The 26,056-nt window shown below is 48.5% G+C and carries 24 protein-coding genes; 15 read left to right on the forward strand and 9 right to left on the reverse strand.

Features of this window, described 5'->3' with window-relative positions; genetic code table 11:
• Nucleotides 1-8: 8 nt before the first annotated feature.
• The 6 genes from aroE to mpl form a co-directional block, all read right to left on the reverse strand.
• Nucleotides 9-857 carry a shikimate dehydrogenase gene (gene aroE / locus ACO0KV_RS11085; protein ID WP_423042623.1) on the reverse strand — a complete coding sequence of 283 codons (849 nt, stop codon included), beginning with the start codon at nucleotides 855-857 and terminating at the stop codon, nucleotides 9-11.
• A 41-nt stretch (nucleotides 858-898) separates the two neighbouring features.
• Nucleotides 899-1,792 (reverse strand): TonB C-terminal domain-containing protein, encoded by an 894-nt coding sequence (locus ACO0KV_RS11090; protein WP_423042589.1) that lies wholly within the window; start codon nucleotides 1,790-1,792, stop codon nucleotides 899-901.
• Nucleotides 1,793-1,860: 68 nt separating this feature from the next.
• Nucleotides 1,861-3,987, reverse strand: coding sequence for a ribonuclease catalytic domain-containing protein (locus tag ACO0KV_RS11095; protein ID WP_423042590.1), 2,127 nt, complete (start codon nucleotides 3,985-3,987; stop codon nucleotides 1,861-1,863).
• Between the two features lie 190 nt (nucleotides 3,988-4,177).
• Nucleotides 4,178-4,759 (reverse strand): chorismate--pyruvate lyase family protein, encoded by a 582-nt coding sequence (locus tag ACO0KV_RS11100; RefSeq protein WP_423042591.1) that lies wholly within the window; start codon nucleotides 4,757-4,759, stop codon nucleotides 4,178-4,180.
• Nucleotides 4,752-5,333: a YqiA/YcfP family alpha/beta fold hydrolase gene (locus ACO0KV_RS11105; RefSeq protein ID WP_423042592.1), complete on the reverse strand. Its 582-nt coding sequence runs from the start codon at nucleotides 5,331-5,333 to the stop codon at nucleotides 4,752-4,754. The genes ACO0KV_RS11100 and ACO0KV_RS11105 overlap by 8 nt, the downstream gene beginning before the upstream one ends.
• Entirely contained in the window at nucleotides 5,330-6,724 is a 1,395-nt protein-coding gene (mpl, locus tag ACO0KV_RS11110) for a UDP-N-acetylmuramate:L-alanyl-gamma-D-glutamyl-meso-diaminopimelate ligase (RefSeq protein WP_423042593.1), read from the reverse strand. Before mpl ends, ACO0KV_RS11105 begins: the two co-directional genes overlap by 4 nt.
• A 93-nt stretch (nucleotides 6,725-6,817) precedes the next feature.
• Between mpl and ACO0KV_RS11115 the strand changes: the two genes are divergently transcribed.
• From ACO0KV_RS11115 to ACO0KV_RS11145, 7 genes are all read left to right on the forward strand, one after another.
• Nucleotides 6,818-7,411, forward strand: a complete 594-nt coding sequence (locus ACO0KV_RS11115; RefSeq protein ID WP_423042594.1) for a hypothetical protein — start codon at nucleotides 6,818-6,820, stop codon at nucleotides 7,409-7,411.
• 15 nt (nucleotides 7,412-7,426) lie between these two features.
• Complete coding sequence (locus ACO0KV_RS11120; protein WP_423042595.1) at nucleotides 7,427-7,969, forward strand: TlpA disulfide reductase family protein; 543 nt, start codon at nucleotides 7,427-7,429, stop codon at nucleotides 7,967-7,969.
• 72 nt (nucleotides 7,970-8,041) lie between these two features.
• Nucleotides 8,042-8,479 (forward strand): type II 3-dehydroquinate dehydratase, encoded by a 438-nt coding sequence (gene aroQ, locus ACO0KV_RS11125; protein WP_423042596.1) that lies wholly within the window; start codon nucleotides 8,042-8,044, stop codon nucleotides 8,477-8,479.
• Nucleotides 8,480-8,624: 145 nt separating this feature from the next.
• On the forward strand, nucleotides 8,625-9,071 hold the full coding sequence (gene accB, locus ACO0KV_RS11130; RefSeq protein ID WP_423042597.1) for an acetyl-CoA carboxylase biotin carboxyl carrier protein: 447 nt from the start codon (nucleotides 8,625-8,627) through the stop codon (nucleotides 9,069-9,071).
• Nucleotides 9,072-9,137: 66 nt separating this feature from the next.
• A complete protein-coding gene (gene accC / locus ACO0KV_RS11135; protein ID WP_186911016.1) occupies nucleotides 9,138-10,505 on the forward strand; it encodes an acetyl-CoA carboxylase biotin carboxylase subunit in 1,368 nt (455 codons plus the stop codon).
• Nucleotides 10,506-10,660: 155 nt separating this feature from the next.
• On the forward strand, nucleotides 10,661-11,572 hold the full coding sequence (gene prmA / locus ACO0KV_RS11140) for a 50S ribosomal protein L11 methyltransferase (protein ID WP_423042598.1): 912 nt from the start codon (nucleotides 10,661-10,663) through the stop codon (nucleotides 11,570-11,572).
• Nucleotides 11,573-11,576: 4 nt separating this feature from the next.
• On the forward strand, nucleotides 11,577-12,911 hold the full coding sequence (locus tag ACO0KV_RS11145) for a DUF3426 domain-containing protein (RefSeq protein WP_423042599.1): 1,335 nt from the start codon (nucleotides 11,577-11,579) through the stop codon (nucleotides 12,909-12,911).
• Between the two features lie 220 nt (nucleotides 12,912-13,131).
• Here the strand turns inward: ACO0KV_RS11145 and ACO0KV_RS11150 are convergent, their stop codons facing one another.
• Both ACO0KV_RS11150 and ACO0KV_RS11155 read right to left on the reverse strand, forming a co-directional pair.
• Nucleotides 13,132-14,046 (reverse strand): pseudouridine-5'-phosphate glycosidase, encoded by a 915-nt coding sequence (locus tag ACO0KV_RS11150; protein WP_423042600.1) that lies wholly within the window; start codon nucleotides 14,044-14,046, stop codon nucleotides 13,132-13,134.
• Complete coding sequence (locus tag ACO0KV_RS11155) at nucleotides 14,031-15,146, reverse strand: carbohydrate kinase (protein WP_423042601.1); 1,116 nt, start codon at nucleotides 15,144-15,146, stop codon at nucleotides 14,031-14,033. Before ACO0KV_RS11155 ends, ACO0KV_RS11150 begins: the two co-directional genes overlap by 16 nt.
• Nucleotides 15,147-15,548: 402 nt before the next feature.
• Between ACO0KV_RS11155 and rbsK the strand changes: the two genes are divergently transcribed.
• The 8 genes from rbsK (at nucleotide 15,549) to ACO0KV_RS11195 (ending at nucleotide 24,034) form a co-directional block, all read left to right on the forward strand.
• Entirely contained in the window at nucleotides 15,549-16,478 is a 930-nt protein-coding gene (gene rbsK / locus ACO0KV_RS11160; protein WP_423042602.1) for a ribokinase, read from the forward strand.
• 177 nt (nucleotides 16,479-16,655) lie between these two features.
• Nucleotides 16,656-17,651 (forward strand): BMP family lipoprotein, encoded by a 996-nt coding sequence (locus ACO0KV_RS11165; protein ID WP_423042603.1) that lies wholly within the window; start codon nucleotides 16,656-16,658, stop codon nucleotides 17,649-17,651.
• 105 nt (nucleotides 17,652-17,756) lie between these two features.
• Nucleotides 17,757-19,286 carry an ABC transporter ATP-binding protein gene (locus ACO0KV_RS11170; protein ID WP_423042604.1) on the forward strand — a complete coding sequence of 510 codons (1,530 nt, stop codon included), beginning with the start codon at nucleotides 17,757-17,759 and terminating at the stop codon, nucleotides 19,284-19,286.
• A gap of 196 nt (nucleotides 19,287-19,482) precedes the next feature.
• Complete coding sequence (locus tag ACO0KV_RS11175; RefSeq protein ID WP_423042605.1) at nucleotides 19,483-20,562, forward strand: ABC transporter permease; 1,080 nt, start codon at nucleotides 19,483-19,485, stop codon at nucleotides 20,560-20,562.
• Entirely contained in the window at nucleotides 20,559-21,530 is a 972-nt protein-coding gene (locus ACO0KV_RS11180) for an ABC transporter permease (RefSeq protein WP_423042606.1), read from the forward strand. Before ACO0KV_RS11175 ends, ACO0KV_RS11180 begins: the two co-directional genes overlap by 4 nt.
• 166 nt (nucleotides 21,531-21,696) lie before the next feature.
• Nucleotides 21,697-22,689 carry a nucleoside hydrolase gene (locus tag ACO0KV_RS11185; protein WP_423042607.1) on the forward strand — a complete coding sequence of 331 codons (993 nt, stop codon included), beginning with the start codon at nucleotides 21,697-21,699 and terminating at the stop codon, nucleotides 22,687-22,689.
• 9 nt (nucleotides 22,690-22,698) lie between these two features.
• The gene (locus tag ACO0KV_RS11190; RefSeq protein WP_423042608.1) at nucleotides 22,699-23,541 is read left to right on the forward strand and encodes a 2OG-Fe(II) oxygenase family protein; all 843 of its coding nucleotides are present in this window, start codon (nucleotides 22,699-22,701) and stop codon (nucleotides 23,539-23,541) included.
• A gap of 94 nt (nucleotides 23,542-23,635) precedes the next feature.
• Nucleotides 23,636-24,034, forward strand: a complete 399-nt coding sequence (locus tag ACO0KV_RS11195) for a cytidine deaminase (protein ID WP_423042609.1) — start codon at nucleotides 23,636-23,638, stop codon at nucleotides 24,032-24,034.
• Nucleotides 24,035-24,161: 127 nt separating this feature from the next.
• On the opposite strand, the gene ACO0KV_RS11200 is transcribed toward ACO0KV_RS11195, so the two are convergent.
• Nucleotides 24,162-25,859: an L-lactate permease gene (locus tag ACO0KV_RS11200; protein ID WP_423042610.1), complete on the reverse strand. Its 1,698-nt coding sequence runs from the start codon at nucleotides 25,857-25,859 to the stop codon at nucleotides 24,162-24,164.
• Nucleotides 25,860-26,056: the final 197 nt, after the last annotated feature.

Raw genomic sequence — 26,056 nt, forward strand, 5'->3', positions numbered from 1 at the left:
CAGAGGTTTCAGACCGGCTTTATTGCTTGTAATTCTGTGCGCAAAGTACGCAATACCGGTTCTGTTTGTGGACGTACGCCACGCCAAAGATAAAATGCCTCAGCTGCCTGCTCTACCAGCATTCCCAGTCCATCGCGACAGACGGCACCCCATTCATGAGCCAAACGCAGAAAAGCGGTGGGCGTTGCCGCGTACATCATGTCATAGGCAAGCGTGGCAGAAGTCATGATACCAGTCGGTAACGGTGGCACATCGTCACTCAGACTGGCTGAGGTTGCGTTAATGATCACATCAAATGGGCCAGATAATTGCTCAAACGTCGCCACTTCCACCACACTGCTAGGCGAGAACTGTTGCGCGATGGCTCTTAAATCCTGCGCCTTAGACAGCGTACGGTTAGCAATCCACAAGCTGGCTGGTTGTTGCTCAAGCAACGGCAGTATTGCACCACGTGCTGCGCCCCCGGCACCAAGCAGCAATACGCGTTTGCCGCATAAAGGAACGCCAGCATTGTTCATGATATCAGCCACCAACCCGATGCCATCTGTGTTATCGCCGATCAGATGATCTACTTCAAACTTTAAGGTATTAACGGCACCAGCTGCTGCGGCACGAGGGGTTAGCTGATTAGCGGGTTGATTTGCCAATGCATAGGCTTCTAGTTTAAATGGCACCGTCACATTCGCTCCTTTGCCACCACTGGCGCGAAATGTCTCGACCGTTTGCACAAAGCTCTCCAGCGGCGCCATCAAGCGCTGGTATGCCAACTGTTGCCGCGTTTGCTCTGCAAATGCGGCATGAATCGAAGGTGATTTACTGTGCGCAATAGGGTTGCCAATCACAACATACTGATCCAGCACATTTGATGACGCCACTGAATTATTGACCAATACGGTACTCAACTTTTACCTCCGCGTAATTCTGTCTCTAGCTGCTCATCACGGGTAAACTTAAAACGAGTAATGACAACCCATAAATCGTTCTTATCAGCAGAACGCATATTCTGTGGAAATTTTTCAAATGGTGCCGCATGTCGAATAATACGTAATGCGGCTTTATCAAGTTCTTTACTACCAGACGATTTTTCTATGCGTGGGCCACCATCTTTTTCATAAATGGTGCCATCCTGAAAAATCGGAATGTACACAATCAGCTCACCGTACAATTTTTTGCCGTCTTTTTGTGGGAAATGGACCGTGCCAAAATCCTCGATCCTTTTTTGCATCTCTTTGTAATACAGTGCATAGCCCACTTTTTGCGTACTTGGCGTAATGAATGTTTTACGTGGACGTTTATTCTGATCTTCAATCGTCTGTGAAATCTCAGCCGCCATCCGCGCAAGCGCTTTGGTGGTATCGAGATCATCGTCCCCTTTCGTCGGAGCACGGCTATCATCGAGACGTCTTTTTTCATGTTGAGGAAGACGGAAAGTCTCCTGACGGCTGGCCTGGTCCAGCAACTCCTTTTGCTGCTGCTCGAGCTCTTCAATGCGTTTAGTGGCGGCACGTATATTGTCACCATCTTCACTTTTCTGCATATCCGGCAGAGGTGACTTACTACGCCCACTATCACTGGCGCCTCCTCCATCGAGATCAGCTTGCGCGAGTGCTTCGGCTTTTAAGGGTTTCTTATCATGCTTAGCATTGACTAAAATCACTTCTAAACCAGGATCAGCCGCTTTCGTTTCCGTCGTATCACACGCAACGAAATGTACCAGCATTAATGCTGCATGCACCATCACCGATACGGTGATGGCAATGGTCAGTATCAAATTATCGAAAATTGATTTCAATGGTTTGTTTTCCGTCTTATTGTCTGACTTTATACCAGTCTGATGAATACCAAAAACTCATGCACGATTTATGGTTGCGTATTTTCTTGAATTGTCACTTTTTCGTTCTGCAAAACGCCATCGGTATCATCAATATCAATTGCATTAGCATCGCCTTGCAGTGCTTGCTCGCTATCCACTGCTGCCTCCGTTTGCTCCTCTAAACTGTCTTCTTGTTGAGCGATTTGATCGCCCCCCTCGTCACCGACGTCTTCTTCCTCGTCTTCACCCAGTTCTGTTACGGTATTAAGTACTTCCAGCAAGCGCGCCTCAACGCTTAGATCAACTTCATCCCAGCGCAAAATATCGAGCTTGACTTGTGCACCACGTGCCGTCTGCGGCATACCAGGCAAGCGTATCACGAGTGGAATATCAACCAGTCGGAGAATTTCATCTTTCAGAACCACCGCATCGACCTGGCGGGCACCCTCTTGCTGCAACCAGCGCAAACACCAGTAACGTTCCATTGTTGACTGGAAATCAGCGTATGCGGAATAAGCTGCGTCAAAACCAGACACAATCGCAAACAGGTCCGCGTCTTTTGGTTTAAAGGTCGCAACAAACGGCGCAGTAATGCCGTGCTCTACGCAGGCAATAATTTGCCATTGATTAACCAGATCAGTATAACGACGTAACGGCGAGGTGCTCCACGCATATTGATCAACGCCCAATCCTTGATGGGGCGCTGCGTGCGTCAACATACGCACTTGCATACGTCCAGCCCACCCACCCTGACCTCGACCACCTGCAACGCCCTGCGCGCGGTAGATGCCAGGAATACCATGGTCGGCCATGAGCTTGCCCCAGGTACTGTTAGCAAAAATCATCAGCTCAGCCACCATCTTATCAAGCGGTGCGCCACGCTTGCGACGAACGATACTAACCACGTCATCTTCAACGTAAAAGTTAAAATCAACACGATTAGTTTGTTCTGGTTTCATACCAAAACTTTCGCGCTTGGCCATGCGGCCTTTTTCTAATTCTAATGCCCATTTCCAGATATGTGCGATCTCAGCTTTATGCGGATATTCACCGGTATTGTTTGCCAGATTGTCTTCTGTCACTAAGGCATCCAGATCGTTATGACGCAGATTGGAGGCCATTGGAATAGCTTCTACTTTTGTCTCCGTCGCAACCACAGTCCAATCTTCGGTATTGATGATGGCATACAACGACAAGGCCGGACGCGTCTGCCCCGCACCTAAGGTGTAGGCATTAACCAGCTCGTCTGGCAACATCGTGATCTTGTCACCGGGCATATACACAGTCGACATACGTGAACGGGCAATCTGATCGATGGCGTCGCCTCGCCGTATACCTAACGCTGGTGCGGCGATATGAATGCCAATACGCAGTTTGCCATCGCCAAGTTCCACGACAGAGAAAGCATCATCAATCTCTGTGGTGGTCACGTCATCAATCGAAAATGCCTGAACATCAGCCACCGGTAAATCCGTTGGTAATGCAGGAACGTCGATGGATGGGAATCCCGCACCTTTAGGGAAATTTTCAAAATGAAACTTCGCCAGATGTAATTCTTTGGGACTAGGAATGCCGCCCACAGCGAGCATCAATCGTTGAGAAGATGTTTGCAATGTATCGCAGGCTTCTGCCAGCGCTTTGTATTCAATGCTGTTTTTGTCGGGTTTAAATAACAATGACAAGGCCAGCGATTTCATCGCCTCTGGCAGACGCTGTTGCTTCAATTCTTCAACGTAACCAGCCTGAATCAGCAATTGCTGCTTTTTCTTCTCAATGCCTGCCAATGCGGCCTTAAGAGATGCTTCTGGTGCGGCCTTATATCTGCCACGACCTTTTTTATAAAAATAGACCGGTGCTGTATGCAACGCAAAAATCAATCCGGCCGCTTCGGTTGGTTGAGGCGCATGCCCAAAATATTCAGCGCCTAACTCAGCGAAACCAAATTCTTCTTGTCCTGCCACTTCCCATAAGAATTCTAGATCAATCTCAGCTGCAGCGGCTTTCGCCTGCTCAATCAGGCTGACAGGATCAGGCGACGTAAATTGCAACAAGACGTCTTTGGCTTTAACCTTAGTACGCTTACCGCTTGCTAATTCAACCTGATAGGCTTCACCTGCCTGTGATAACACGCTACCTGCCTTAAAATCACCGGATTCTTCAAAAAATAAATTCATTCAATACTTCTTTATAAACATCGATGTGTACAAACTGTCTTGCCCGTCAGGCTGACAATATGCTGTATTTTCAGGAAGCATTCTGAACGCTCCCCACCTTGTGTTCCATCCTACAATGCCATGCTGCAATACCATGCAGCCCCGCGCTCAAATCTAATCAACGTCAATGCCGATTCGCCTGCAAGCTTCATTACAGATTGACAATTCCGGGCAAAAATACCTCCGTCACCAGCAAACATGCGCCTTTGCGCCAGAACAGTGATCGTCGTGCTGGCAGCGTTCTAGCATGCATGTCTGGTACTGCTCGCTTGATTCTTTGTATCAGCGGATGACTCGTATGCAAACGGGCATAGGACAAAGCGCCCCGTTCAACCAGCGGATCATTAAACAAGGTACTGCCCAAAGACCGCTCACCCAATGCATGAAACAAAGGCCATTGATTCGCCGTCGCATTTAGCGGTACGACCGTATGGCCATAGATCATCGGTACGCCATCACACTTGAGTAAGACCTCGCGCTGGCGCACTTTGGCAGGTCTTGCCAAACCGATATTAGTGTACTCATCATGCAGACAACGTGTCTGGTGTTGCGACAATCGCTGGACCCGAAACTGATCACAGCGCGCCACCAATCTGGCGGTCAATGAGTCGCGGTTGCAAAGCCAGTCTTGCATCTCTGGCCGAGTCTCGATCGTATTGACGTGATCTACCCAATGCGCAATGGCGAGTCGACGTGGCTCGCTAACAGACAAGGGCAAGTACGAATCACGCATGGATCACACTGGCATCACAGAATGCCATGACCTCGTCAAACATGTCCGCAAACTCTGCCAGGCCATGATCACTTCCCTCAATAATCTGCTGTCTGGCACCCTGATAAAAGGTCACCATTTCGCGCCAGTCCAGTACTTCATCACCCGTTGCTGCCAATAAAAAATAGCGCTCTGGATGTGTGATTGTCGTTACTGCCAACGCGCGCAATTCATCTACATACGCCGCTTTAAATTCGAATCGTTCGTCGCTATGGTAGTAGGTGGTAACGCCAACATAGCTTTCTAATTCGCGTAGTGGCTTGACAGCGGGATTGACTAGCATCGCTTTACAGCCATACTTCTCTGCCAACCAAGTCGCATAAAAACCACCCAGTGAAGAGCCGATAATCGTCACTGCCGCGGGATCAACACCCGCTAATAACTGTTCTGCCTGCACGATTGCCAAGGCAGGGGATGGCGACAGCGCAGGGCAAAAAAACTCCGCACTTCGGCCACAGCGATCCATGTATTCTTGCATCGCCCTGGCTTTAAATGAGTTGGGTGAAGATCGAAAGCCGTGCAAATACAAAATCATACTACCCCTGCCTCTGCGTTATTTTTTGCTTTGAGGGCATCTAGTAATTGTTGATGCACACCACCAAAGCCACCATTACTCATGACCAGAACGTAATCGCCAGGTTGCGCCTGCGCGACTATCGCCTCGACCAACGCTGGTATCAAATGAAAACTTTGCGCCTTCGCTCCCAATGGAGACAAGGCCTCGCTCAGATTCCAGCCTAAGGCATCTTTTCCTTCTTGCGCACCAAACCCAAATACCAAATCAGCCTCTTTGAGACTTTCTGATAATGCCTGCTTCATGGTGCCGAGCTTCATGGTATTTGAACGTGGTTCCAAGACAGCAAGAATGCGGGCTGAGCCAACTTTACGACGCAAACCAGCAACGGTGGTGGTGATTGCGGTGGGGTGATGCGCAAAATCATCGATCACTGTCACGCCGCGCTCTACACCGCGCACTTCCATACGGCGCTTGACGTTGACAAACTCAGTCAGCGCCGCAATAGCGATCGAAGGTGTCACGCCGACATGACGTGCAGCTGCAATCGCTGCCAATGCGTTCTGGCGATTGTGCTCGCCGTTCAGTTGCCAGCGAACTGTCCCTTGCAACGCATCGTTAAAATAAACATCAAAATCTTCGCCGTTGCCTAACACTAGACGCCACGCCTGATCTACACCAAAGAATTCTTTCTCACTCCAGCAACCACGTGCGACCACGCGTGCGAGCGATTCATCCTTGCCATTCACAATCAAGCGCCCTACACCCGGCACCGTCCGCACCAGATGATGAAATTGCGTCTCGATCGCCGTCACATCGGGAAAAATATCTGCGTGATCGTATTCGAGATTATTCAGAATCGCCGTTTTGGCATGGTAATGAACAAATTTACTGCGTTTATCAAAGAACGCAGTGTCATATTCATCTGCTTCAATCACAAAAAAATCAGACGCCTGCGTGCCGTGTAAGCGGGCAGAAATGCCAAAATTCAGCGGTACGCCACCAATCAAAAATCCTGGTGCATAGCCAGCATAGTCAAGAATCCAGGTCAGCATGGCGGATGTTGTCGTTTTACCGTGTGTTCCTGCTACGGCCAACACCCATTTATCCCGCAAAATATGTTCACCCATCCATTGTGGACCCGATACATACGGCAAGCCACGATTCAGGATTTCTTCCATCAAGGGATTTCCACGGGAAACCACATTGCCGATCACATATAAATCCGGTGCTAAAGCAACCTGTTCAGCACCAAAGCCTTGCGTCAACTGAATCCCTTGCGCTTCAAGCTGCGTACTCATCGGCGGATAGACGTTGGCATCACACCCAGTCACTTTGTGTCCGGCTTCTTTTGCTAAAATAGCAAGTCCACCCATAAACGTGCCGCAGATACCTAAGATATGAATATGCATAATTTCACTTATTTTCAGAATCCCGTAATTCTACCTGAGAGCTGCGTGGTTTCCCTATGCACGAAGGGATAGATCTTGAGTTATGATGCCATCATGATGATTCAAACTCCTACAGAAGCAGAAGCATTGCGTGCTGAAATCGCCGCCCTTGCCGCCCGCATGATTGCGGAAGATGGTGCCGATTACGCCTCAGCAAAGCGAAAAGCCGCCAAACAATTGCTTGGCAATCAAAAAATCAAAGGCGATGTCTTACCGGATAACGAGCAGATCGAACAAGAAGTCCGCGAATACAACGAATTGTTTTTCGGAGACACTCAACCTCAGAGACTGTTGCAACTGAGACAACTTTCTGCTCGATTAATGACTGAATTTGAGCGTTTTAATCCCTACCTCGTTGGCGCGGTACTCAATGGCACGGCCGGACCACATTCAGACATTTATCTTCATTTATATACAGACAATAGCAAAGACGTTGTCATCTTCCTTTTAAATAAAGATGTGCAATTTGAGGTGTCCGAAAGCTTCGGAAAACGTAACGAGAGCGTAGAAACATTGAGTTTTATGGTCGAAAACGAAGGCGTACATCTGGTTTTGCATGAAACAGATGCAATCCGAAACGGTAACGGCAAAAGCACAGAGCGGGCTAACTTAGCGACATTGCAAGCATTGATCAACGCAGAAACTTAAGACATTGAGTGAAAAATGAGCAAAAAAATATTCCCTATCGCCACAGTGATCGCAGTTCTTGGTCTCGGTTTAGGTATTTTTGCGGGTAATCTACGTGCCAGTGCCGAGATTCCACAAGATAAAACCGTGGCCCAGCTTTTTGCAAAAACCTTGCCTGACAGCACTGGCAAGCCACAAGCATTAAGTCAATGGCAACATCACTTTCTAGTAGTTAACTTCTGGGCAACCTGGTGCGGCCCTTGTGTTCAGGAAATGCCAGAATTGTCCGCCCTACAAAAAGAGTTACAAAGTAAATCCGTGCAAATTATTGGCATGGGGATTGATAGCCCGAGTAATATTGCTGAATTCACAAAGAAATACAGCATTAGCTACCCCATTTATGTCGCGGGCATGGACGGCAGTGAATTGACACGGCAATTGGGTAATCAGGCGGGCGGACTACCTTTCACGGTGTTAATTAATCCCGAAGGAAAAGTTGTCAAAAACTATCTTGGACGCCTAAAAATGGACCAGCTACGCGCTGACATTGCCAAATTTTCTGCGGAAAAGGCAAAGTAAGTCGTTTTTTTCTTGCCAATCTGTAGCCATTAGCGGCAAAATGCGCCCATCTTCGTCAAATTGAATCCGACTATGGCAAGCAAACTGCTGCTACTGAATGGCCCCAATCTGAATTTGCTCGGCACCCGTGAGCCTGCCACGTATGGCTATACGACACTCGCCGACGTGGAAGCCGCAGCTCAGGCACAAGCACAAGCCGCCGATGCAGAATTAGCGGTTTTTCAAAGTAATCATGAAGGCACATTAATCGATCGCATTCATGCGGCACGGTTGGAGCACGTAGATGCCATCGTGATTAATCCTGGTGGATTGACGCATACTAGCGTTGCCTTGCGTGATGCCCTTGCAGGAGTTGCCATTCCGTTCATCGAGGTCCACATCTCGAATGTTCATCAGCGCGAGGCATTCCGGCACCACTCTTTCCTTTCAGCAATTGCCAAAGCAGTCATTTGCGGTTGCGGGACCGACGGTTATCGACTGGCTATTGATTTTTCCCTAAAAAATATCTAATTTCTTCTAACTTCGCTTATTTAACATACATTTTCATTCATTTTAATGTACAATCCGCAATTCGGCAGCATTGCAAGAACGGGTAATTCGTTCTATATTGCGCCCTTCAGATAATTCAGAACTACTTTTTTTAAGGGGATTACACATGGATTTAAGAAAACTCAAGACCCTAATTGACCTCGTTGCGGAATCGGATATCGCCGAACTCGAAGTAACAGAAGGTGAAGGCAAAGTCCGCATCGTTAAATCTTCCGCTTTACCCCAGAACCAAGTGGTGATGATGCAGCAGCAGCCACAACAGGCACAGCAGCCAGCAGCACCAGCACCAGTCGCAGCGCCAGTTGCCGCCGTACCTGAAGGTCAGATCGTGAAGTCTCCGATGGTTGGCACGTTCTACCGCTCTTCTTCCCCAGGTTCTGCACCGTTTGCTGATATCGGCAAACAAATCAACAAAGGCGACACCCTTTGCATCATCGAAGCGATGAAACTCTTAAATGAAATCGAAAGCGATTTCGACGGCGTGATCAAACAAATTCTGGTCGAAAACGGTCAGCCGGTTGAATACGGCCAACCACTGTTCGTCATTGGCTAATCCGGGCTAGCGTGTTCATACTACCGACACCAAGAGCTGCAACCATTGCCACAGCAAAGTTAAATCATGTTTGAAAAAATTCTTATCGCCAACCGTGGTGAAATCGCGCTCCGTATTCAGCGCGCATGCCGCGAGATGGGTATCAAAACCGTTGTCGTGCATTCCGAAGCCGACCGCGAAGCAAAATATGTCAAGCTGGCCGATGAATCTGTCTGTATCGGTCCTGCGCCATCGAATCTGAGTTACCTCAGCATGCCAGCGATTATCAGCGCGGCTGAAGTGACCGATGCACAAGCAATTCACCCTGGTTATGGGTTTTTGTCTGAAAACGCCGATTTCGCTGAACGCGTAGAGCAATCCGGCTTTGTTTTCATTGGACCACGCGCTGAATCCATTCGCCTGATGGGCGACAAGGTCTCCGCGAAGCACGCCATGATCGAAGCTGGCGTTCCTTGCGTACCAGGCTCCGAAGGTGCTTTGCCAGACGATCCGAAAGTCATCGTACAGACCGCACGTAAAGTAGGTTATCCGGTCATCATTAAAGCGGCTGGCGGTGGTGGTGGACGCGGTATGCGCGTTGTCCACACCGAAGCAGCCCTGCTCAATGCGGTAACAATGACCAAAGCGGAAGCCGGCGCAGCATTTGGCAATCCTGAAGTCTATATGGAAAAGTTCCTGGAAAACCCACGTCACGTGGAAATCCAGATTCTTGCCGATCAGCATGGTAATGCGATCTGGTTGGGTGAGCGTGACTGCTCAATGCAACGTCGCCACCAAAAAGTGATCGAAGAAGCACCCGCACCAGGCATTCCACGCAAACTGATCGAAAAAGTCGGTGATCGTTGCGCTGCCGCTTGCCGCAAAATTGGTTATCGCGGTGCTGGTACATTCGAGTTCCTGTACGAAAATGGCGAATTCTATTTCATTGAAATGAATACCCGCGTTCAAGTTGAGCATCCAGTCACCGAAATGATCACGGGTGTAGATATTGTTCAGGAACAAATCCGTATTGCCTTCAACGAAAAATTGCGATTCAAACAAAGTGACATTACGATCAAAGGTCATTCGATCGAATGCCGTATCAATGCCGAAGATCCATTTAAATTCACGCCGTCCCCAGGTCGCATTACTTCCTGGCATACGCCAGGCGGCCCAGGGATTCGTGTTGACTCTCATGCATACGCAGGCTACTTCGTACCACCGAACTACGACTCCATGATCGGTAAAGTCATTTCCTACGGCGAAACGCGTGAACAAGCGATCCGCCGTATGCAAATTGCCTTGTCAGAAATGGTCGTAGAAGGTATTCAGACGAATATCCCATTGCACAGAGAGTTGATGATTGATGCACGTTTTATTGAAGGCGGCACCAATATCCATTATCTGGAACATAAATTGGCGGACATGCCAGATTTGTCAAAGAAAAATAAGTAAAGCTTAAAACCTCTTAATACGGAGGTGCGAAAGGGCACAGAAGGATTAGAATAGAGTGAATTCTTTATATCAAATCTGGATGTTGCCCTTTGGTGTTTTCTCTGTAGCACTGTGGTGAGCCCGTTGGTTTTAACGTAGGAATAGAAAGTAATAAAATGGCTTGGATAGAAATTGTCATCGAAGTAGCTCGTGCGCATGCAGAACCTTTGTCGGACGCCCTGATGGATGCCGGCGCGCTGTCTGTTTCGGTAGAGGACGCAGATGAAGGCACCGCTGACGAAAAGCCAATATTTGGTGAGCCGGGCATGGAGCCTGACGAAGCTGCCTGGGACCGCAGCCGCGTTGTTGCTCTGGCTGACATCGACAGCGATCACGCAGTGATTGTTGCTGATGCTGCAGCAGCCATCGGCCTGCCAGAAGCACCAAAATACACGATCCGCAACGTTGAAGAACAAGACTGGGTACGCTTAACCCAATCTCAATTTGCCCCAATTCATATCGGTAAGAATATCTGGGTTGTGCCTAGCTGGCATGACGCGCCAGATGTGAATGCCTTAATCCTCGAATTAGATCCGGGTCTGGCATTTGGTACAGGCAGTCACCCAACGACACGTTTGTGTATGGAATGGCTGGAAGAACACGCTCCTGAAAATCTGAGCGTCCTCGATTATGGCTGCGGCTCTGGTATTCTGGCCATGGTTGCTAAAAAATTAGGCGCAGCAAACGTCATCGGCGTTGACATCGACCCACAAGCCATCGAGTCAGGACAATACAATGCCGAACGCAATCAATGCGAGATTGAATACGCGTTACCAGCAGCATTTGGCGAAGCACATCCATCATCCGAAAAATTTGATGTCGTCGTGGCAAATATTTTATCGAGCCCACTTAAATTAATGGCACCGATGCTTGCGGGTCGCGTTGCTGCTGGCGGCTCTCTCATTTTATCCGGCGTACTGGCGCGCCAAGCAGAAGAAGTGGCGGCGGCGTACGCGCCTTTCATTCAACTCAGTGTCTGGGCAGAGCATGAAGGTTGGGTTGCACTGTCCGGAAAATTAGCAGGATAAAGCTATGGCACTCGCCACCCGCTGCCCCCATTGCATGACAACATTCAGGGTCGCCAACGACCAACTGAAGTTACATGCTGGACTGGTACGCTGCGGCTCGTGCCAGCAAACCTTCAATGGGGTGGAGCATCTGATTCCACTCGATGGCGTAAAGTCCACCACCCCAAACAGTTCTGATAATCAGGTGCCTCCCCCATCAGCAACGACCGAGCCACAAATTCAGCACATTGAGCAGACACCCGAGGTGCCTGAAGCGCCGGCCGATACATTGCCTGAAGATACCTTCTCTATCCTTCCCAATGAGGACCTGAATGATCTTGAGTCTTGGCAAACTGCTGACGCCGGTAGCGTTGTAGATGAACAATCCACCGCTGAGACGGTTGCCCCTACAGCGCAACCAGAGACCAGTACAGAGATACTGCCTGACTCGGCCGCTTCATTAGATTTTTTACTCGGCGACGACGACATTGATCTATTTGCAGATCCTGCGACACCTGACGCCAACTTGGCAACCAAGGTTGAATTAGAAACTAAAGCAGTCACACTGGAGCCAACGGACGATTCATGGTCATTAACAGATACGCCTGAAAGCTCCCTGACAATAAATGAGGACGCGGGCCATCAAGAACAAGATTCCCAATCTCATTTGGAACCAACGCCTGACGAGCTACGAGAACCCTATATCGGTGAAACAGAATCAGCCCTCGCCAATCATGCTGCCCTCGCAGAAGATTCTGTGAGCGATGTCGTTGGTCATGCTGCTCACATAGATGATGCAGGCAACCCGGTTGATGGCGAGATGGCCGCAGAAGAAAAACCTGACTTTGTACTCAAGGCTGAGCGCGAACAAAAACGTGGTCGCATCGTTCGGATTGCGATGCTGGTTTCCTGCCTGCTGTTACTGCCGTTGCTATTGCTACAAGCGATCTATATCTTCCGCGTTCAGATTGCCGCCAATTTTCCTGAAAGCAAAGCCGCTCTTATCAAGGCATGTGATGTGATGCATTGTCAGGTGAACTTACCTGCACAGATCGAACGCATCAGTGTGGAATCAAATGAACTAGAATCACCGCCACCTGAAGGCAAGGCTTTTTCATTGTCCATACAATTACAAAATAACAGCGCAACTTTGCAATCCTGGCCACACATTGAGCTGATACTGAATGATGAAAAAGATAAAGCGGTATTACAAAAAGCCTTTACGCCATCCGATTATCTCACCGACCAGACCGTCTTGAGCAAGGGCTTTGCGCCAAAAAGTCAGCAAAATATCAAGGTGTACTTTGAATTACCAAAACTCAGAGCTTCTGGTTATCACGTCAGTATTTTCTATCCTTGACTGAATTCGTCACAACTGAATTTGTCGTTAGGTGTTTTCTGATGTGGGTTGTGATAGCGTGTTTCTTGGCAAAACAAAAGAGGACGGTGGCTGCCGGGCCCCGCCCGGCTTGACTCTACGAAGTGCGATCGCATTCGTTGTGGAGCGCCAACCCCAGTTGTGATCAACTTAAATGCCTACCATTACCGCATCTACTTGATCGATTTTGACAGCAAAACGATCAATGTTTTTTGTGTAATGCCAGCGCTAGCTCCGCACCGACTCGGGCATTATTCTTCACCAACGCAATGTTGGTTGTCAGACTCCGACCTGCAGTCAGTTCTTTGATCCTGCTTAACAAAAACGGCGTCACAGCCTTGCCTTGAATACCTTGCACACCCGCTTCTTGCAATGCTTGCAGTGTGATCTGATCAATCTCTTCTTTCGGCATCGCATCCGACTCTGGCACGGGATTAGCGATAACGACGCCCCCATCTAAACCCAGTCCCCATTTGGCATGCACAAATTCGGCTTGCTCTTCTGCGCTATCAAGCTGAAAATCAGCTTGAAATCCACTATCACGCGTAAAAAATGCAGGAAAAGCCGACTGCCCGACGCTAACCACTGGCACGCCGTAGGTCTCCAAATATTCCAACGTCAGACCAATGTCGAGGATCGATTTAGCACCAGCACAAACAACCGCAACAGAGGTGCGCGCTAATTCTTGTAAGTCGGCTGAGATATCAAAACTATGCTCTGCACCACGATGTACGCCACCAATACCACCAGTGACAAAGACCTGAATACCTGCCAACTGAGCACAAATCATCGTGGCAGCAACTGTCGTTGCCCCCAGTTTTTTTGTTGTCAGCACATACGGTAAATCACGACGACTTACCTTTAGTGCATCCTTAGATTGTCCCAACAACTCTAGTTCGGCGTGCGACAAACCAATATGGATCTTACCGTTCATAACGGCAATAGTGGCTGGCACTGCACCCTTCTCACGGATGATATGCTCTACTTCAAGCGCCGTCTGCACATTGTGCGGATAGGGCATCCCGTGCGAAATAATCGTCGATTCCAACGCAACGACAGGCTTGCCTGATAACGTGGCGGCACGGACTTCTTCAGAAAAAATCAAATGGGATTGCATAGAATTTCCTCGTTAAATAGAGATGAATGCAACTGTTGAGCAACGGTTGCTGTAGTTTTGACAGTGATTGCTGCTAACTGCTGACCGCGGTGGCAAGCCAGTGGTAAGTCGTCCGGTTGTTCGCGTAGTGACCAACAAACGCCGGCCACAAATGCATCGCCAGCGCCAGTCACATCAACAACCGCAGTTGACTCAACCGGAACTGCCGCACAAAAAGTCCATGCATCGCCCCGGTTGCTGTCGCTAAATAAAATACCCTGTTCGCCTAATGTAATAATCACATCCTGCACACCTTGCGCCTGCAAGCGGCGACCTGCGGCTATCATCTCATCATGCGTAGCACAAGCATGCCCATGACGCTGCTCCAGTTCGGCATTATTAAGAATCAATAGGCGCAATCCTGTTAATTGTTCAGGCAAACGTGTCATTTTAGGTTGAGAGACAGCGACAACGACCAAGGGCGTACAGTTGACGTTTGCCTCGTCTAACAAAAGTTGCATACTATCGAGAGGGAGATTCATATCGGCAATCGTCATCATCGCATTCGCCCGCTGTTGCTGGCGACTGACAAGAAACGCTGGTGTCAGGCTCTCGCACAACTCCATATGCGCCATCGCCAAGACCAACTCTCCCGCATCGTCCAACAATGCAGTGTAGCTACCACTGAGAGCACCAGATACATGCAAGCTGGCAGCAACATCAATGCCAACGGAATCGGCCTGCGTCAATAGGCTTTGACCTGCTGCATCATCACCTACAGCGCAAATCAACCGTGTTGCTGCACCAAGTCGGGCAAGATTTTCAGCGATATTCCGCGCAACGCCACCGTAACTTTCATATTGACTGACGGGGTTCGACGTTCCCATTTGTAGTGGTCCTTTGCTGCGTAATTTGCGGTCAATATTCGCGCCACCGATACAAATAAATGGACTGCGGTCAGGTAAAACATACGCGCGGCCTAAAATCCGTCCATCCTTCGTCAGATTAGCCAGATAGCCAGCGACCGCTGATCGGGATAATTGTAATTGCGCCGCTAATTCCTGTTGAGAAATGTACGGATTTCCCCTCACCAGCTCAAAAAGCTGATCTTTTTTCGACATTAACTTGGTCATGAATGCAAATGTTTGCGAAGTAGCTATGAAAAAATAAAACGCTCAAAATAAAACAATTGTTTATTACAATAAACATATGTGGAAAGCGTGTCAACCAGCATTTTTTATACATTGTCGATAAATGAAATCTGCCGCAATTTTTCTTTGATACTGCATTTGACAGCATCGCCCGTCAGCCCCACAATCGCGTTTGCAGACAACATCGCAAAGAGATCAAAATCATAAAGATGGCCGCTTGTCCTGTCGCAAAGACGCTCCGCAAGTCTTTAAATTGCACAAAATTTCACCAAAAACAGAGAATGCGCTTGACGAGCCGATGAGCGCATAGTTAAATACGAAAACGATTGCGCAAACGATTGCGCATCCACTTTTTATTGAGAAAATAGCATCATGAAGCCACGGATAACGGTAGTCGGCAGCGTCAATATGGATCTGGTCTTTCGCACCCCACGCATGCCTGCGCTCGGCGAAACTTTGCATGGACACGAATTTCGCCAGATCCCAGGTGGCAAAGGCGCCAACCAGGCAGTCGCTGCGGCACGCCAAGGTGCTGATGTTAGCTTTATTGGCGCTGTAGGTGACGATGGTTTTGGTACGTTTTCTAAGCAGTGTTTATCTAGCGAAGGTATCGATATCAGTCATTTGACAACCATCAAAGGTGTGGCCACAGGGGTCGCAGGCATTCTGGTCGAAGATGGTGGTGATAATAGTATCGTGTTAGCGGCAGGTGCGAACGCCAGTCTGACAACGTCTCACATCGACGAGGCCCGCTCCACTATCGCCTCGGCCAAACTGTTGTTGTGTCAACTCGAAACGCCGTTAACGACCGTCGAATACGCAGTAAAAGTCGCACGTGAGCAAGGCGTGAAAGTGATCCTTAATCCTGCACCAGCTCAAGCGTTAAGTCACGCACTGTTAAAGCAAGTCGATTTTCTGATTCTCAATGAAACTGAAGCAGCGTTACTCAGTGGCGTTGCGGTGACAGATCAGGCAACGGCAGAATCCGCGTCACGCGCGATAACTAAGTTTGGCGTTAACACGGTCATCTTAACCATGGGCGGTCACGGTGCATTGATTACCCAACAAACCAGCAGTCAGTTTATTCCGGCAATTAAAGTCGACGTGATTGATACGACTGCCGCTGGAGACACCTTTGTTGGCACCTTTGCGGTAGGGATTGCGAACGGACTGAGTATCTTGGAAGCCAGTATTGAAGCCCAATACACGGCGGCGTTAACAGTCACTAAGCTCGGTGCGCAGACGTCGATACCGCAGCGACAGGACGTCATCCAGTTTATGTCAGCACGTAAAGCTGCGTAACGTGAGTATCACGAATAACGCAAACTCAATAAGAAACACCAGTATTTGATAAAATTTCGCCACCATGACAAAGCAACAGCGATGGACATGGTAGGCTAGTGATAGCGCTCTGGCCTAAAACATAACGAACCGCCAGAAAACCACTATCACACTACGACATCTGAAAAGGAAGTTTTTATGAAACTCAAGCAAATTTGCCTGTCCCTGGCTGGTCTGTTAGCTGCAAGCAGCGTCTACGCGGCTGATCCTAAAGTAGCGGTCATCTACGACGCGGGCGGCAAGTTTGATAAATCTTTCAATCAATCCGCATCAGAAGGTGCTGATCGCTTCAAAAAAGAAACCAAAATCAATGTGATTGAAGTGCAGGTCGCCAGTGACACACAAGCAGAACAAATGCTGCGTAACTTGGCTCGTAAAAACGTGGATCTGATTGCGGCGATTGGCTTTGCGCAGGCACAAGCTGTACAAAACATCGCTAAAGAATTTCCCAAGACGAAATTCGTGATTATCGATGGTGTTGCCAAAGGCGATAACGTCAATTCCGTGCTATTTAAAGAGCAAGAAGGTTCTTATCTGGTAGGTGTTGCTGCGGCACTGTCAAGCAAATCCAAAAAGCTCGGCTTCATCGGCGGTATGGATATTCCACTGATCCGCAATTTCTCTTGCGGCTACGCGCAAGGTGCAAAAGCAACCGATGCAAAAACGGATCTGGTACAAAATATGGTCGGCACCACAACAGCAGCGTGGAATGACCCTGCCAAAGGTGGCGAGCTTGCGCGCGCACAAATGGAACGCGGTGTTGATGTGATCTTTGCTGCTGCAGGCGGTAGTGGCATGGGCGCGTTACAAGCCATCAAAGAAAAAGGCAAACTGGGTATTGGTGTCGATTCCAACCAGAACTACATTCACCCAGGCAATATGCTGACCTCCATGGTTAAACGTGTTGATCAAGTGATCTACGGCAGCTTCATGGAAGTCAAAAACGGCACCTGGAAAGGTGGCGTGACTTATAAAGGCTTAAAAGAAGGTGGCGTTGACTGGGCATTAGATAAAGATAATCGCAGCGTGGTGAGTGCTGAAGTTGAAAAACGCGTCAATGCAGCCAAGCAAGACATCATCAACGGTAAAATCAAAGTAGTTGATTTCCGTGATGCGAATAAGTGCCCAGTCTGATTCAAGATCGAACAAACGGGGCGCTGACTGATAGCGCCCCGACATTTTTACGTTTATTTTACGTTAACGCCCCCGCCCCTATTTATCATCCGGAAACCTGAAAGTATGCAGCCAGCCGTCGAATTTCAACACATTGCCAAACGCTTTGGCGCAGTGCAGGCTAATCGTGATGTGAGCTTTTCCATTGCGCCTGGCTCTATTCACGGCGTCATCGGTGAAAATGGTGCGGGTAAGTCGACGCTGATGAGTATCCTGTATGGTTACTATCAGGCTGACAGCGGTAACGTCCTGATCAACGGTCAGATACAACAGATACGTAACAGCCACGAGGCCATTGTGCTAGGCATCGGCATGGTTCACCAGCACTTTATGCTGGTCGAAAATATGACGGTACTCGACAATATCATGCTCGGTGGTGAAGGCGGCTTCCGCCTTAAACATCGTCGTAAAGAAGCTGAGGCGACCTTACGCGAAATCTGTCAACGTTATAACCTCGACGTTGATCCCCTCGACAAAATTGAAGATTTGTCTGTCGGGGTACAGCAGCGGGTAGAAATTTTGAAGCAAATTTATCGCAGTGCGAACATCCTGATTCTGGATGAACCGACTGCGGTGCTGACAGTACAAGAAACCGCGTCCTTATTTGAAGTATTGCGTTTGTTTAAGGAGCAGGGAAAAACCATCATCCTGATCACACACAAACTGCAAGAGATTCTGGAAATCACCGACGAAGTCACCGTCATGCGCGGTGGCACTGTCGTGGGTTCTGTTGTCACAGCAGCGACCAACAAAGAACAGTTAGCAGAACTGATGGTCGGTCGCCCTATCGAAGCCCATTTGCCTCGCGCGCCTTATGCACCAGGCGCAAATGTACTCGAGGTAAAAGGTCTCAATCTGGTGAATGAACAGCAAGTGAACTTACTCAACGATCTGAATTTCAACATTCGTGCCGGTGAAATTGTCGCTGTAGCAGGTGTGTCTGGCAATGGTCAGAGCGAGTTACTTGAAATTTTAAGCGGTATGCGCCTGCCCTCCAGTGGCAGCATCACGATGCATGGCAAAACACTGCCGTTCGCCGGACGCAAAGACGCTGACGGTTTACCTGCGGTGTATCGCGAATGGGGCATCGGCCACGTTCCAGAAGATCGCCTGCGTAACGCCGTCGTCAAAAATTTTTCGGTGATGATGAATAGTTTTTTCGGTTATCAGAAAAAATTAGGTAAAACATTTGGCTTACTCAATTACAAACAGATTTTGAAGAACTGCGCTGAGATGCTGAGTAAATTTGATGTGCGCCCGGCAGATCCGCACCTACGGATTGCCTTATTGTCAGGCGGAAATCAGCAAAAAGTAGTGATGGCACGTGAAATTAATGCCAACCCGCAACTCATGCTAGTCGGTCAGCCAACCCGCGGTGTTGATATCGGCACCATCGAGAGTCTACACGCACGCTTACTTGCTATGCGTGACGCTGGCGTCGCTATTTTACTGGTCTCCGTCGAACTGGAAGAAGTCAGGGCATTAGCCGACCGAATTCTGGTGATGTCCAGTGGCACGATAACGGGTGAACTGAAAGTAGAAGAATTTGATGCTACCCGTATCGGTTTGTTGATGGGTGGTTTACATAAACATTAGTAATTAATGTAGCAATAAGACGAGTACGAGAATGATGGATGAGTCCATCATTCGTCATGAATTAAAGAGAAGAACGTGCGCCCACAACGAGACTGACAGACAGACCCCTGTCAGATAAGGGGCAGTCCCCAGATTCCCGATACTTCCGATAGTTCCGAGAACATATAAAGCTAACAGCGACGATAGAGTTAAAAGTATGAATCAAGCCGATCTTCCCCGTTGGGCCAGCGCCTTTGCCCTGCCCTTACTGAATTTGCTCTCTGCGCTGTTGGTTGCTGCAGGTGTCATTTATTTGTTGGGTGAGAGTCCGCTTGAATCGCTGCAAATCCTAGTTAATGCTGCAGTACTTGATCCTGAAGGTCTCGGCTACACCCTGTTTTATGCGGCAACGTTTATCTTTACCGGTTTATCAGTATCGGTTGCGATGCAAGCTGGCTTATTTAATATCGGCAGCGAAGGTCAAATGTATATTGGTGGCCTGGGACTAACATTAGTATTATTGGCGTTTGATGCACATTTACCCGGCTGGATTCTGATCCCGCTGGCGATTGCCAGCAGTGCGATTTTTGGTGCATTATGGGCATTTTTACCAGGATATCTCCAGGCTAGGCGTGGTAGCCACGTGGTCGTGACAACGATTATGTTTAATTTCATTGCGGCCAATCTGATGAACTACCTGATCATACTGATGATCCCAGATGGCCAACAAAATCCTGCGAGTCGCTTATTCGCAGATAGTTCCTGGTTACCAAAACTAAATGCCCTTATTCCAGCGTTGGGTGAAACACCGCTCAATATCAGTTTTATTCTCGCGATTCTGGCGTTAGTCATTTATGGCGTGGCAATCTGGCGCACGACCTGGGGCTATCAGTTACGTGCCACCGGTTTAAATCAACATGCCGCCCATTATGCGGGGATCTCTATCAAAAAAACCATCATCATCACTATGATGATTTCGGGTGCACTGGCAGGCCTGGGAGCCGTTAACTCGGTGATGGGCTCCACCCACTATCTGAATCTGAATTTTCCGGCAGGTGCAGGATTTATCGGTATTGCGATTGCCTTAATGGGACGTCAACATCCGATTGGCATTTTCCTTTCATCGATTTTGTTTGGTGCGCTGATTCAGGGTGGCTTTGACCTGTCTCTGGAAAAACCGAATATTCCCCCAGAGACCTTCATCTTTATTCAAGGTCTAATTATTTTGTTCTGCGGCGCCATGGAAAATCTCTACACGCCAGCGTTATCCGCACTATTAAAACGTAAGGAAAAATGATGTTTGATGATTTTCAATTTTCCAGCATTTTGGTTGCCACTATTCGCAATGCACCAGTTCTCATGTTTGCATCAATGGCAGGTCTGTTCGCCGAACGTAGTGGCGTGATTGATCTTGCCTTAGAAGGAAAAATGCTGGCTGCAGCATTTGTCTCAGCTGCCGTCGCTTACACGACACAAAATCCCTGGCTTGGCGTGTTGGCGGGCGTAGGCATCTCAGTTGCGATCGCGCTTCTTCAAGGCTTCGTGAGTATTACTCAAAAAGGTAATCAACTCGTTGCTGGTATCGCGATTAACATTGCACTGAGTGGACTGACATTTGTACTGGCACAGTTCTTCTTTATGCAAGGTGGCCGTACACCTGATCTTGGCGAAGCGCGCCTGTTTGATATCGTGTTACCTGGGTCCGCTGCCATCGCCAATATCCCTTTCCTGGGCTGGTTCTACACACAGCTATTAGGCGGTCATAGTGTACTGGTCTATGTTGCCTTCGCCTTGATCCCGCTAGTTCACTGGGTGTTGTACCACAGTCGCTTTGGCTTGCGCCTGCGTGCCGTTGGTGAAAATCCTCATGCGGCCGATGCTGCTGGCGTAAATGTTGAGCGTACACGTTTTATAGCGATGCTTTGTGCTGGCGTATTGTGTTCGCTGTCTGGTGCTTATTTATCTATCGTACAAAGTGGATTTTTCCTGCGTGATATGTCAGCAGGTAATGGCTATCTGGCGTTGACGGCACTGGTATTTGGCAACTGGCGTCCTTTACAGACGGCTTTAGGCTGTCTGATGTTTGGTTTCTTTACAGCATTGCAGGTGCAGATCGAGGGCGTTGTTTTTCCTGTGATCGGCAAGGTACCGGGCTCTTTGATTCAAATGATCCCGTATGTTGTCACGGTCATCGTACTGGCAGGTTTCATGGCAAAGTCAGTGGCACCAAAAGCCATTGGCGTACCATTTGTAAAGTCTCGCTAGAGCAAAAAGAAAAAATAAGCGACTCGGCTGTCACCACGGACACAGCCGGGTTAGTGTCAGCAAAAGCGCAATTTTCGGCCTCCTTGAACCGGGTCAACCGCAACAAATCGCTTCGCGTCTGGGTTCTGTCCAATGGCCAGCCGGAGTTATTTTTTGGAGAACATCCATGCAAACAAAACACAAAGTCATTTTTGATACCGACCCAGGTGTAGATGATGCAATGGCGCTGTACTTTGCACTCGCCCATCCAGATATCGATGTCGTTGGTATCACGACGACTTTTGGTAACGTCTATGTTGAACAAGCAACGATTAATGCACTGTATCTGACACGTATTACCGGACGTAGTATTCCAGTCGCGCAAGGCGTTAATGTGCCATTCGCCAAAGCTGCAGGAACACCACCTGACTTTATTCACGGTGCAGACGGTCTGGGCAATTTACCTTCACGGATTGAAGTTGGCGGTAAAGCAGAAGTTGAAAGTGCTGCTGAATTCATCGTCAAGATGGCGCGTCAACATCCAGGTGAAATCACTCTGGTAGCAGTGGGCCCGCTGGGCAATCTGGGTCTAGCATTGAAGATGGAACCACAACTGCCAAAGTTATTAAAAAATGTCGTGTTGATGGCTGGTGCAGTTGATGAGCCAGGCAATGTGTCTCCGGTCGCTGAAGCCAACGTCTGGAACGATCCTGATGCAGCTGATTTAGTGTTTACCGCAGGTTGGGATCTGACCATGGTTGGTCTGGATGTGACCCACCGCGTAGTATTGCCATCGACATTCTTTGCGCGTCTGGCAGACCAACATAAACACGTCGCGATGGACACCTTGTCGCACGCCGTGAACTTCTACGCTAATTTCTATCAAAGTATCCGCCCTGACCTTGGCCATGCTTGCTACGGTCATGACGTGTTAGCGTTTGTCTGGCTCGTTGCGCCAGAGATTTTCGAAACCCAATCTGGCCGCGTTCGCGTTGCCAAAGAAGGTATCGGCAATGGTCAGACTATGATGGCAAAACTGCCGATCCCTTATCCGCAGGCAGGTTGGGAAGCCAGCAAACCAGAAACCCGCGTTTGTATGAAAGTGGATGCGGATGCCTGTTCTAAACTGATCGACGCAACATTGAGCAGCGATTGGTTGCAAGCACCATTGAGCAACTAAGGAGCGATCATGCATATTCAACCTGTTGATTATCGCGATCCGGATGCCGCCAGAAAATTCACTGAAAGCCTGCATAAAACAGGCTTCGGTGTGCTGACAAACCATCCATTGTCTCAACACTTGCTCAATACCATTTATCAGGAATGGTATGAATTTTTCCAGACTGACAAGAAGAACAAATACGAGTTCGACGCTGAAAAAATGGATGGCTATTTTTCGCCAAAAATTTCGGAAACCGCGAAGGGTTTTGCCAAACGCGATCTGAAAGAGTTTTATCACGTTTATCCATGGGGTCGCGTACCGTCCGAAGTGTCGAACGCTGCACGTGAATACTATGCTGAAGGCTCCAAACTGGCCGCTGAGTTACTGCAATGGGTAGAAGATCACACACCAGCGGACATTAAAGCGAAGTATTCCATGCCTTTATCAGACATGATTACGGATAGCGACCTGACTCTGTTACGCGTATTGCACTACCCACCATTGCGCGGTGACGAAGAACCAGATGCCGTGCGTGCCGCAGCGCATGGCGATATCAACCTGCTGACCGTACTGCCTGCTGCAACACAAGCGGGATTGCAAGTATTAGGCAAAGATGACGCTTGGCATGACGTGCCATGTGATTTCGGTATGTTGATTGTCAATATTGGCGATATGCTCGACGAAGCGTCACAGGGTTATTATCCTTCGACGATTCATCGCGTCTTGAACCCAACTGGCGAAGAAGCGAAAAAATCCCGTATTTCATTGCCGTTGTTCTTGCATCCACGTCCCGATGTTGTGCTCTCCGAGCGCCACACGTCAGGTAGTTATCTGCAAGAACGTCTGCGTGAATTAGGCGTTAAAAAATAACATCAGATACAAATCAACTGCAACTTAACTACAGCTTGTATCACTATTCAAAGGCATGCCGTACTCCGACATGCCTTTTTCAATGGAACCCACTATGAACACTCAACAACTCATCACCGAAGCAAACCAAGCGCGTGAACGGGCGTATGCGCCTTACTCCAAATTCAAAGTCGGTGCTGCTGTACTGACAAAAGACGGGAAAGTTTTTCATGGCTGTAACGTCGAAAATGCCTCCTACGGTCTGTGTAATTGCGCCGAGCGCACTGCCTTGTTCAGCGCAGTCGCTGCTGGTTATCGTCCTGGAGATTTTGCAAAGATCGCCGTCACTGGCGACACCGAAGGTCCGATTGCTCCTTGCGGCGCATGCCGTCAGGTGATTATTGAGCTCGGTGGGCCTGAATTGGAAGTGGTACTGACGAATACCAAGGGTGATATCAAAGAAACGACCGCGGGTGCGCAGTTACCAGATGCGTTTTACTTGAAGCCGGAGTAAAAATAGAGAGCAAAATAAAAAGCGGCATTGAGACGTAGTCTCAATGCCGCTCTCGTTCTTGTTCCCTTATTCTTGTTCCCTCCCTCCGCTTGCGAAAGAAAGGAACAGATACCTTAAAACAACTACCTTAATGTACCAATGCTGTAAATGGCGGCATGTAAGCCTGCAAGAAGACAAAGAAACCAACTAACACAGCTAACGCCAAGCTATGGAAGAACACGAAACGTAAGATACTGCTTTCATGCCCATACCAACGGGTAGCGGTACTAGCCACAACGATACTTTGTGCGTCGACCATTTTACCCATCACACCACCAGCACTGTTCGCCGATGCCATCAGGATTGGGTTTAAACCCAGTTGTTCTGCTGTCGTTTTTTGCAAACCACCAAACAAGACGTTTGCTGCGGTATCAGAACCAGTCAATGCCACACCCATCCAACCCAACAAGGTACCAAAAATCGGATATAGGCTACCTGTGTGAGCGAATGCAATACCAAGCGTAGCGTCAGTGCCAGAGTAACGAGTCAGGTAACCCAACGCCAGCATCAGAACGATCGTCAACAGCGAATAACGTACTAACCAGATCGTACGGAAATAAATACGTACGAGATCCAACAAGCGGTATTTCATCAACACACCACTGATAATACTGGCGATGAAGATGCCTGTACCTGTCGCAGAGAGCCAGTTGAGGACATAAACGGCAGACTCTTTATGTGGTGTAGCAACAACGGGTGCCACTTTCTGAACCATGTTATCGAGCCCCGCAAACGGAATTTTGAAGATAGAGATGCCATCCACCCATTTTTTGAATTCTGGCACACCCCAGATAAACACTAAGATTGTCAGAATAACCCACGGCATCCATGCCAATACCAATGCGCGACGGTCATGCTTTTTGAAGATTGCTGCAGCAACGTCAGCTTCATGACCATGGGGTTGCTCGCTGGCGACGTCAGGTACACCCGAGTCATCGACATGGCCTTTTAATGAAACTGAGGTCCAGACTTTAGAAGGCTTCCAGACTTTCAGGAATAAAATCAGGCTGATCATGGAAATAATTGCAGCGACCACATCGACTAACCATGGACCGTGATAGTTAGAGACAAGATATTGTGGGATTGCAAAACTCAAACCAGCGACCAGAATTGCAGGCCAGATTTGCAGCATGCCACGGAAACCAGCAAAGGCCCAAATCAACCAAAAAGGTACTATTAAAGAAAACAAAGGCAGAATACGGCCGATCATGCCTGAGAGTTGCATCAGATCCAGACCAGTGACCGCAGCCAGTGCAATCACAGGCGTTCCTAAGGCACCATAAGCAACTGGCGCCGTGTTAGCGATGAGACATAAGCCAGAGGCAGCAAGCGGAGAAAACCCCAAGCCAATCATGATGGCAGCAGTCACAGCAACTGGTGTACCAAAACCAGCAGCACCTTCAAAGAAAGCACCAAAACAGAAAGCGATCAGCAACAATTGAATACGACGGTCATCCGTAATATTCGTCAGACTGTCTTGCAATACATTGAATGAACCATTTTCGATAGTCAATTGATGCAAGAAAATGATATTGAGGACGATCCAGCCAATTGGCAGCAAGCCATACGCAGCGCCAAAACCTGCTGCATTCCATGCCAACCCTGCCGGCATCCCAAAGCCCCAGATAGCGACCAGTAATGCACTGATCAGCCCTAATCCTGCTGCGTAGTGTGCTTTCATATGACCGAACGCAATACATGCCAGCATGACGACAACAGGTATTGCTGCCATGAGGGCAGATAACCACACATTCCCTAACGGGTCGTAAACTTGACTCCAGACCATCTTATCTCCTAGTTGTTTTATTCGTGCGTCGAGCCTGATTTGCTCTGTGGCTTGGATGGTACGACAGGAAGATGCAAGAATTTCATCGAAGAGGCATGAAATGAATTTCAGCGATCGTTGAATTTTTTGAAGTTTTAAGCAAAACAGTGTAGATTTTTAGTTAAAAATAATGAAATTTTCTTCCCAGCAACACTCAT

Source organism: Undibacterium sp. RuRC25W (assembly GCF_049339825.1).
In the GTDB taxonomy this organism is placed as follows: Bacteria; Pseudomonadota; Gammaproteobacteria; order Burkholderiales; family Burkholderiaceae_D; genus Undibacterium.

Coding starts and splice junctions, on each gene's coding strand:
- ACO0KV_RS11095 (WP_423042590.1), bottom strand. CDS start 3,987: ATGAATTTATTTTTTGAAGAATCCGGTGATTTTAAGGCAGGTAGCGTG.
- ACO0KV_RS11100 (WP_423042591.1), bottom strand. CDS start 4,759: ATGCGTGATTCGTACTTGCCCTTGTCTGTTAGCGAGCCACGTCGACTC.
- ACO0KV_RS11105 (WP_423042592.1), bottom strand. CDS start 5,333: ATGATTTTGTATTTGCACGGCTTTCGATCTTCACCCAACTCATTTAAA.
- mpl (WP_423042593.1), bottom strand. CDS start 6,724: ATGCATATTCATATCTTAGGTATCTGCGGCACGTTTATGGGTGGACTT.
- ACO0KV_RS11115 (WP_423042594.1), top strand. CDS start 6,818: ATGATGATTCAAACTCCTACAGAAGCAGAAGCATTGCGTGCTGAAATC.
- ACO0KV_RS11120 (WP_423042595.1), top strand. CDS start 7,427: ATGAGCAAAAAAATATTCCCTATCGCCACAGTGATCGCAGTTCTTGGT.
- aroQ (WP_423042596.1), top strand. CDS start 8,042: ATGGCAAGCAAACTGCTGCTACTGAATGGCCCCAATCTGAATTTGCTC.
- accB (WP_423042597.1), top strand. CDS start 8,625: ATGGATTTAAGAAAACTCAAGACCCTAATTGACCTCGTTGCGGAATCG.
- accC (WP_186911016.1), top strand. CDS start 9,138: ATGTTTGAAAAAATTCTTATCGCCAACCGTGGTGAAATCGCGCTCCGT.
- prmA (WP_423042598.1), top strand. CDS start 10,661: ATGGCTTGGATAGAAATTGTCATCGAAGTAGCTCGTGCGCATGCAGAA.
- ACO0KV_RS11145 (WP_423042599.1), top strand. CDS start 11,577: ATGGCACTCGCCACCCGCTGCCCCCATTGCATGACAACATTCAGGGTC.
- ACO0KV_RS11150 (WP_423042600.1), bottom strand. CDS start 14,046: ATGCAATCCCATTTGATTTTTTCTGAAGAAGTCCGTGCCGCCACGTTA.
- ACO0KV_RS11155 (WP_423042601.1), bottom strand. CDS start 15,146: ATGTCGAAAAAAGATCAGCTTTTTGAGCTGGTGAGGGGAAATCCGTAC.
- rbsK (WP_423042602.1), top strand. CDS start 15,549: ATGAAGCCACGGATAACGGTAGTCGGCAGCGTCAATATGGATCTGGTC.
- ACO0KV_RS11165 (WP_423042603.1), top strand. CDS start 16,656: ATGAAACTCAAGCAAATTTGCCTGTCCCTGGCTGGTCTGTTAGCTGCA.
- ACO0KV_RS11170 (WP_423042604.1), top strand. CDS start 17,757: ATGCAGCCAGCCGTCGAATTTCAACACATTGCCAAACGCTTTGGCGCA.
- ACO0KV_RS11175 (WP_423042605.1), top strand. CDS start 19,483: ATGAATCAAGCCGATCTTCCCCGTTGGGCCAGCGCCTTTGCCCTGCCC.
- ACO0KV_RS11180 (WP_423042606.1), top strand. CDS start 20,559: ATGATGTTTGATGATTTTCAATTTTCCAGCATTTTGGTTGCCACTATT.
- ACO0KV_RS11185 (WP_423042607.1), top strand. CDS start 21,697: ATGCAAACAAAACACAAAGTCATTTTTGATACCGACCCAGGTGTAGAT.
- ACO0KV_RS11190 (WP_423042608.1), top strand. CDS start 22,699: ATGCATATTCAACCTGTTGATTATCGCGATCCGGATGCCGCCAGAAAA.
- ACO0KV_RS11195 (WP_423042609.1), top strand. CDS start 23,636: ATGAACACTCAACAACTCATCACCGAAGCAAACCAAGCGCGTGAACGG.
- ACO0KV_RS11200 (WP_423042610.1), bottom strand. CDS start 25,859: ATGGTCTGGAGTCAAGTTTACGACCCGTTAGGGAATGTGTGGTTATCT.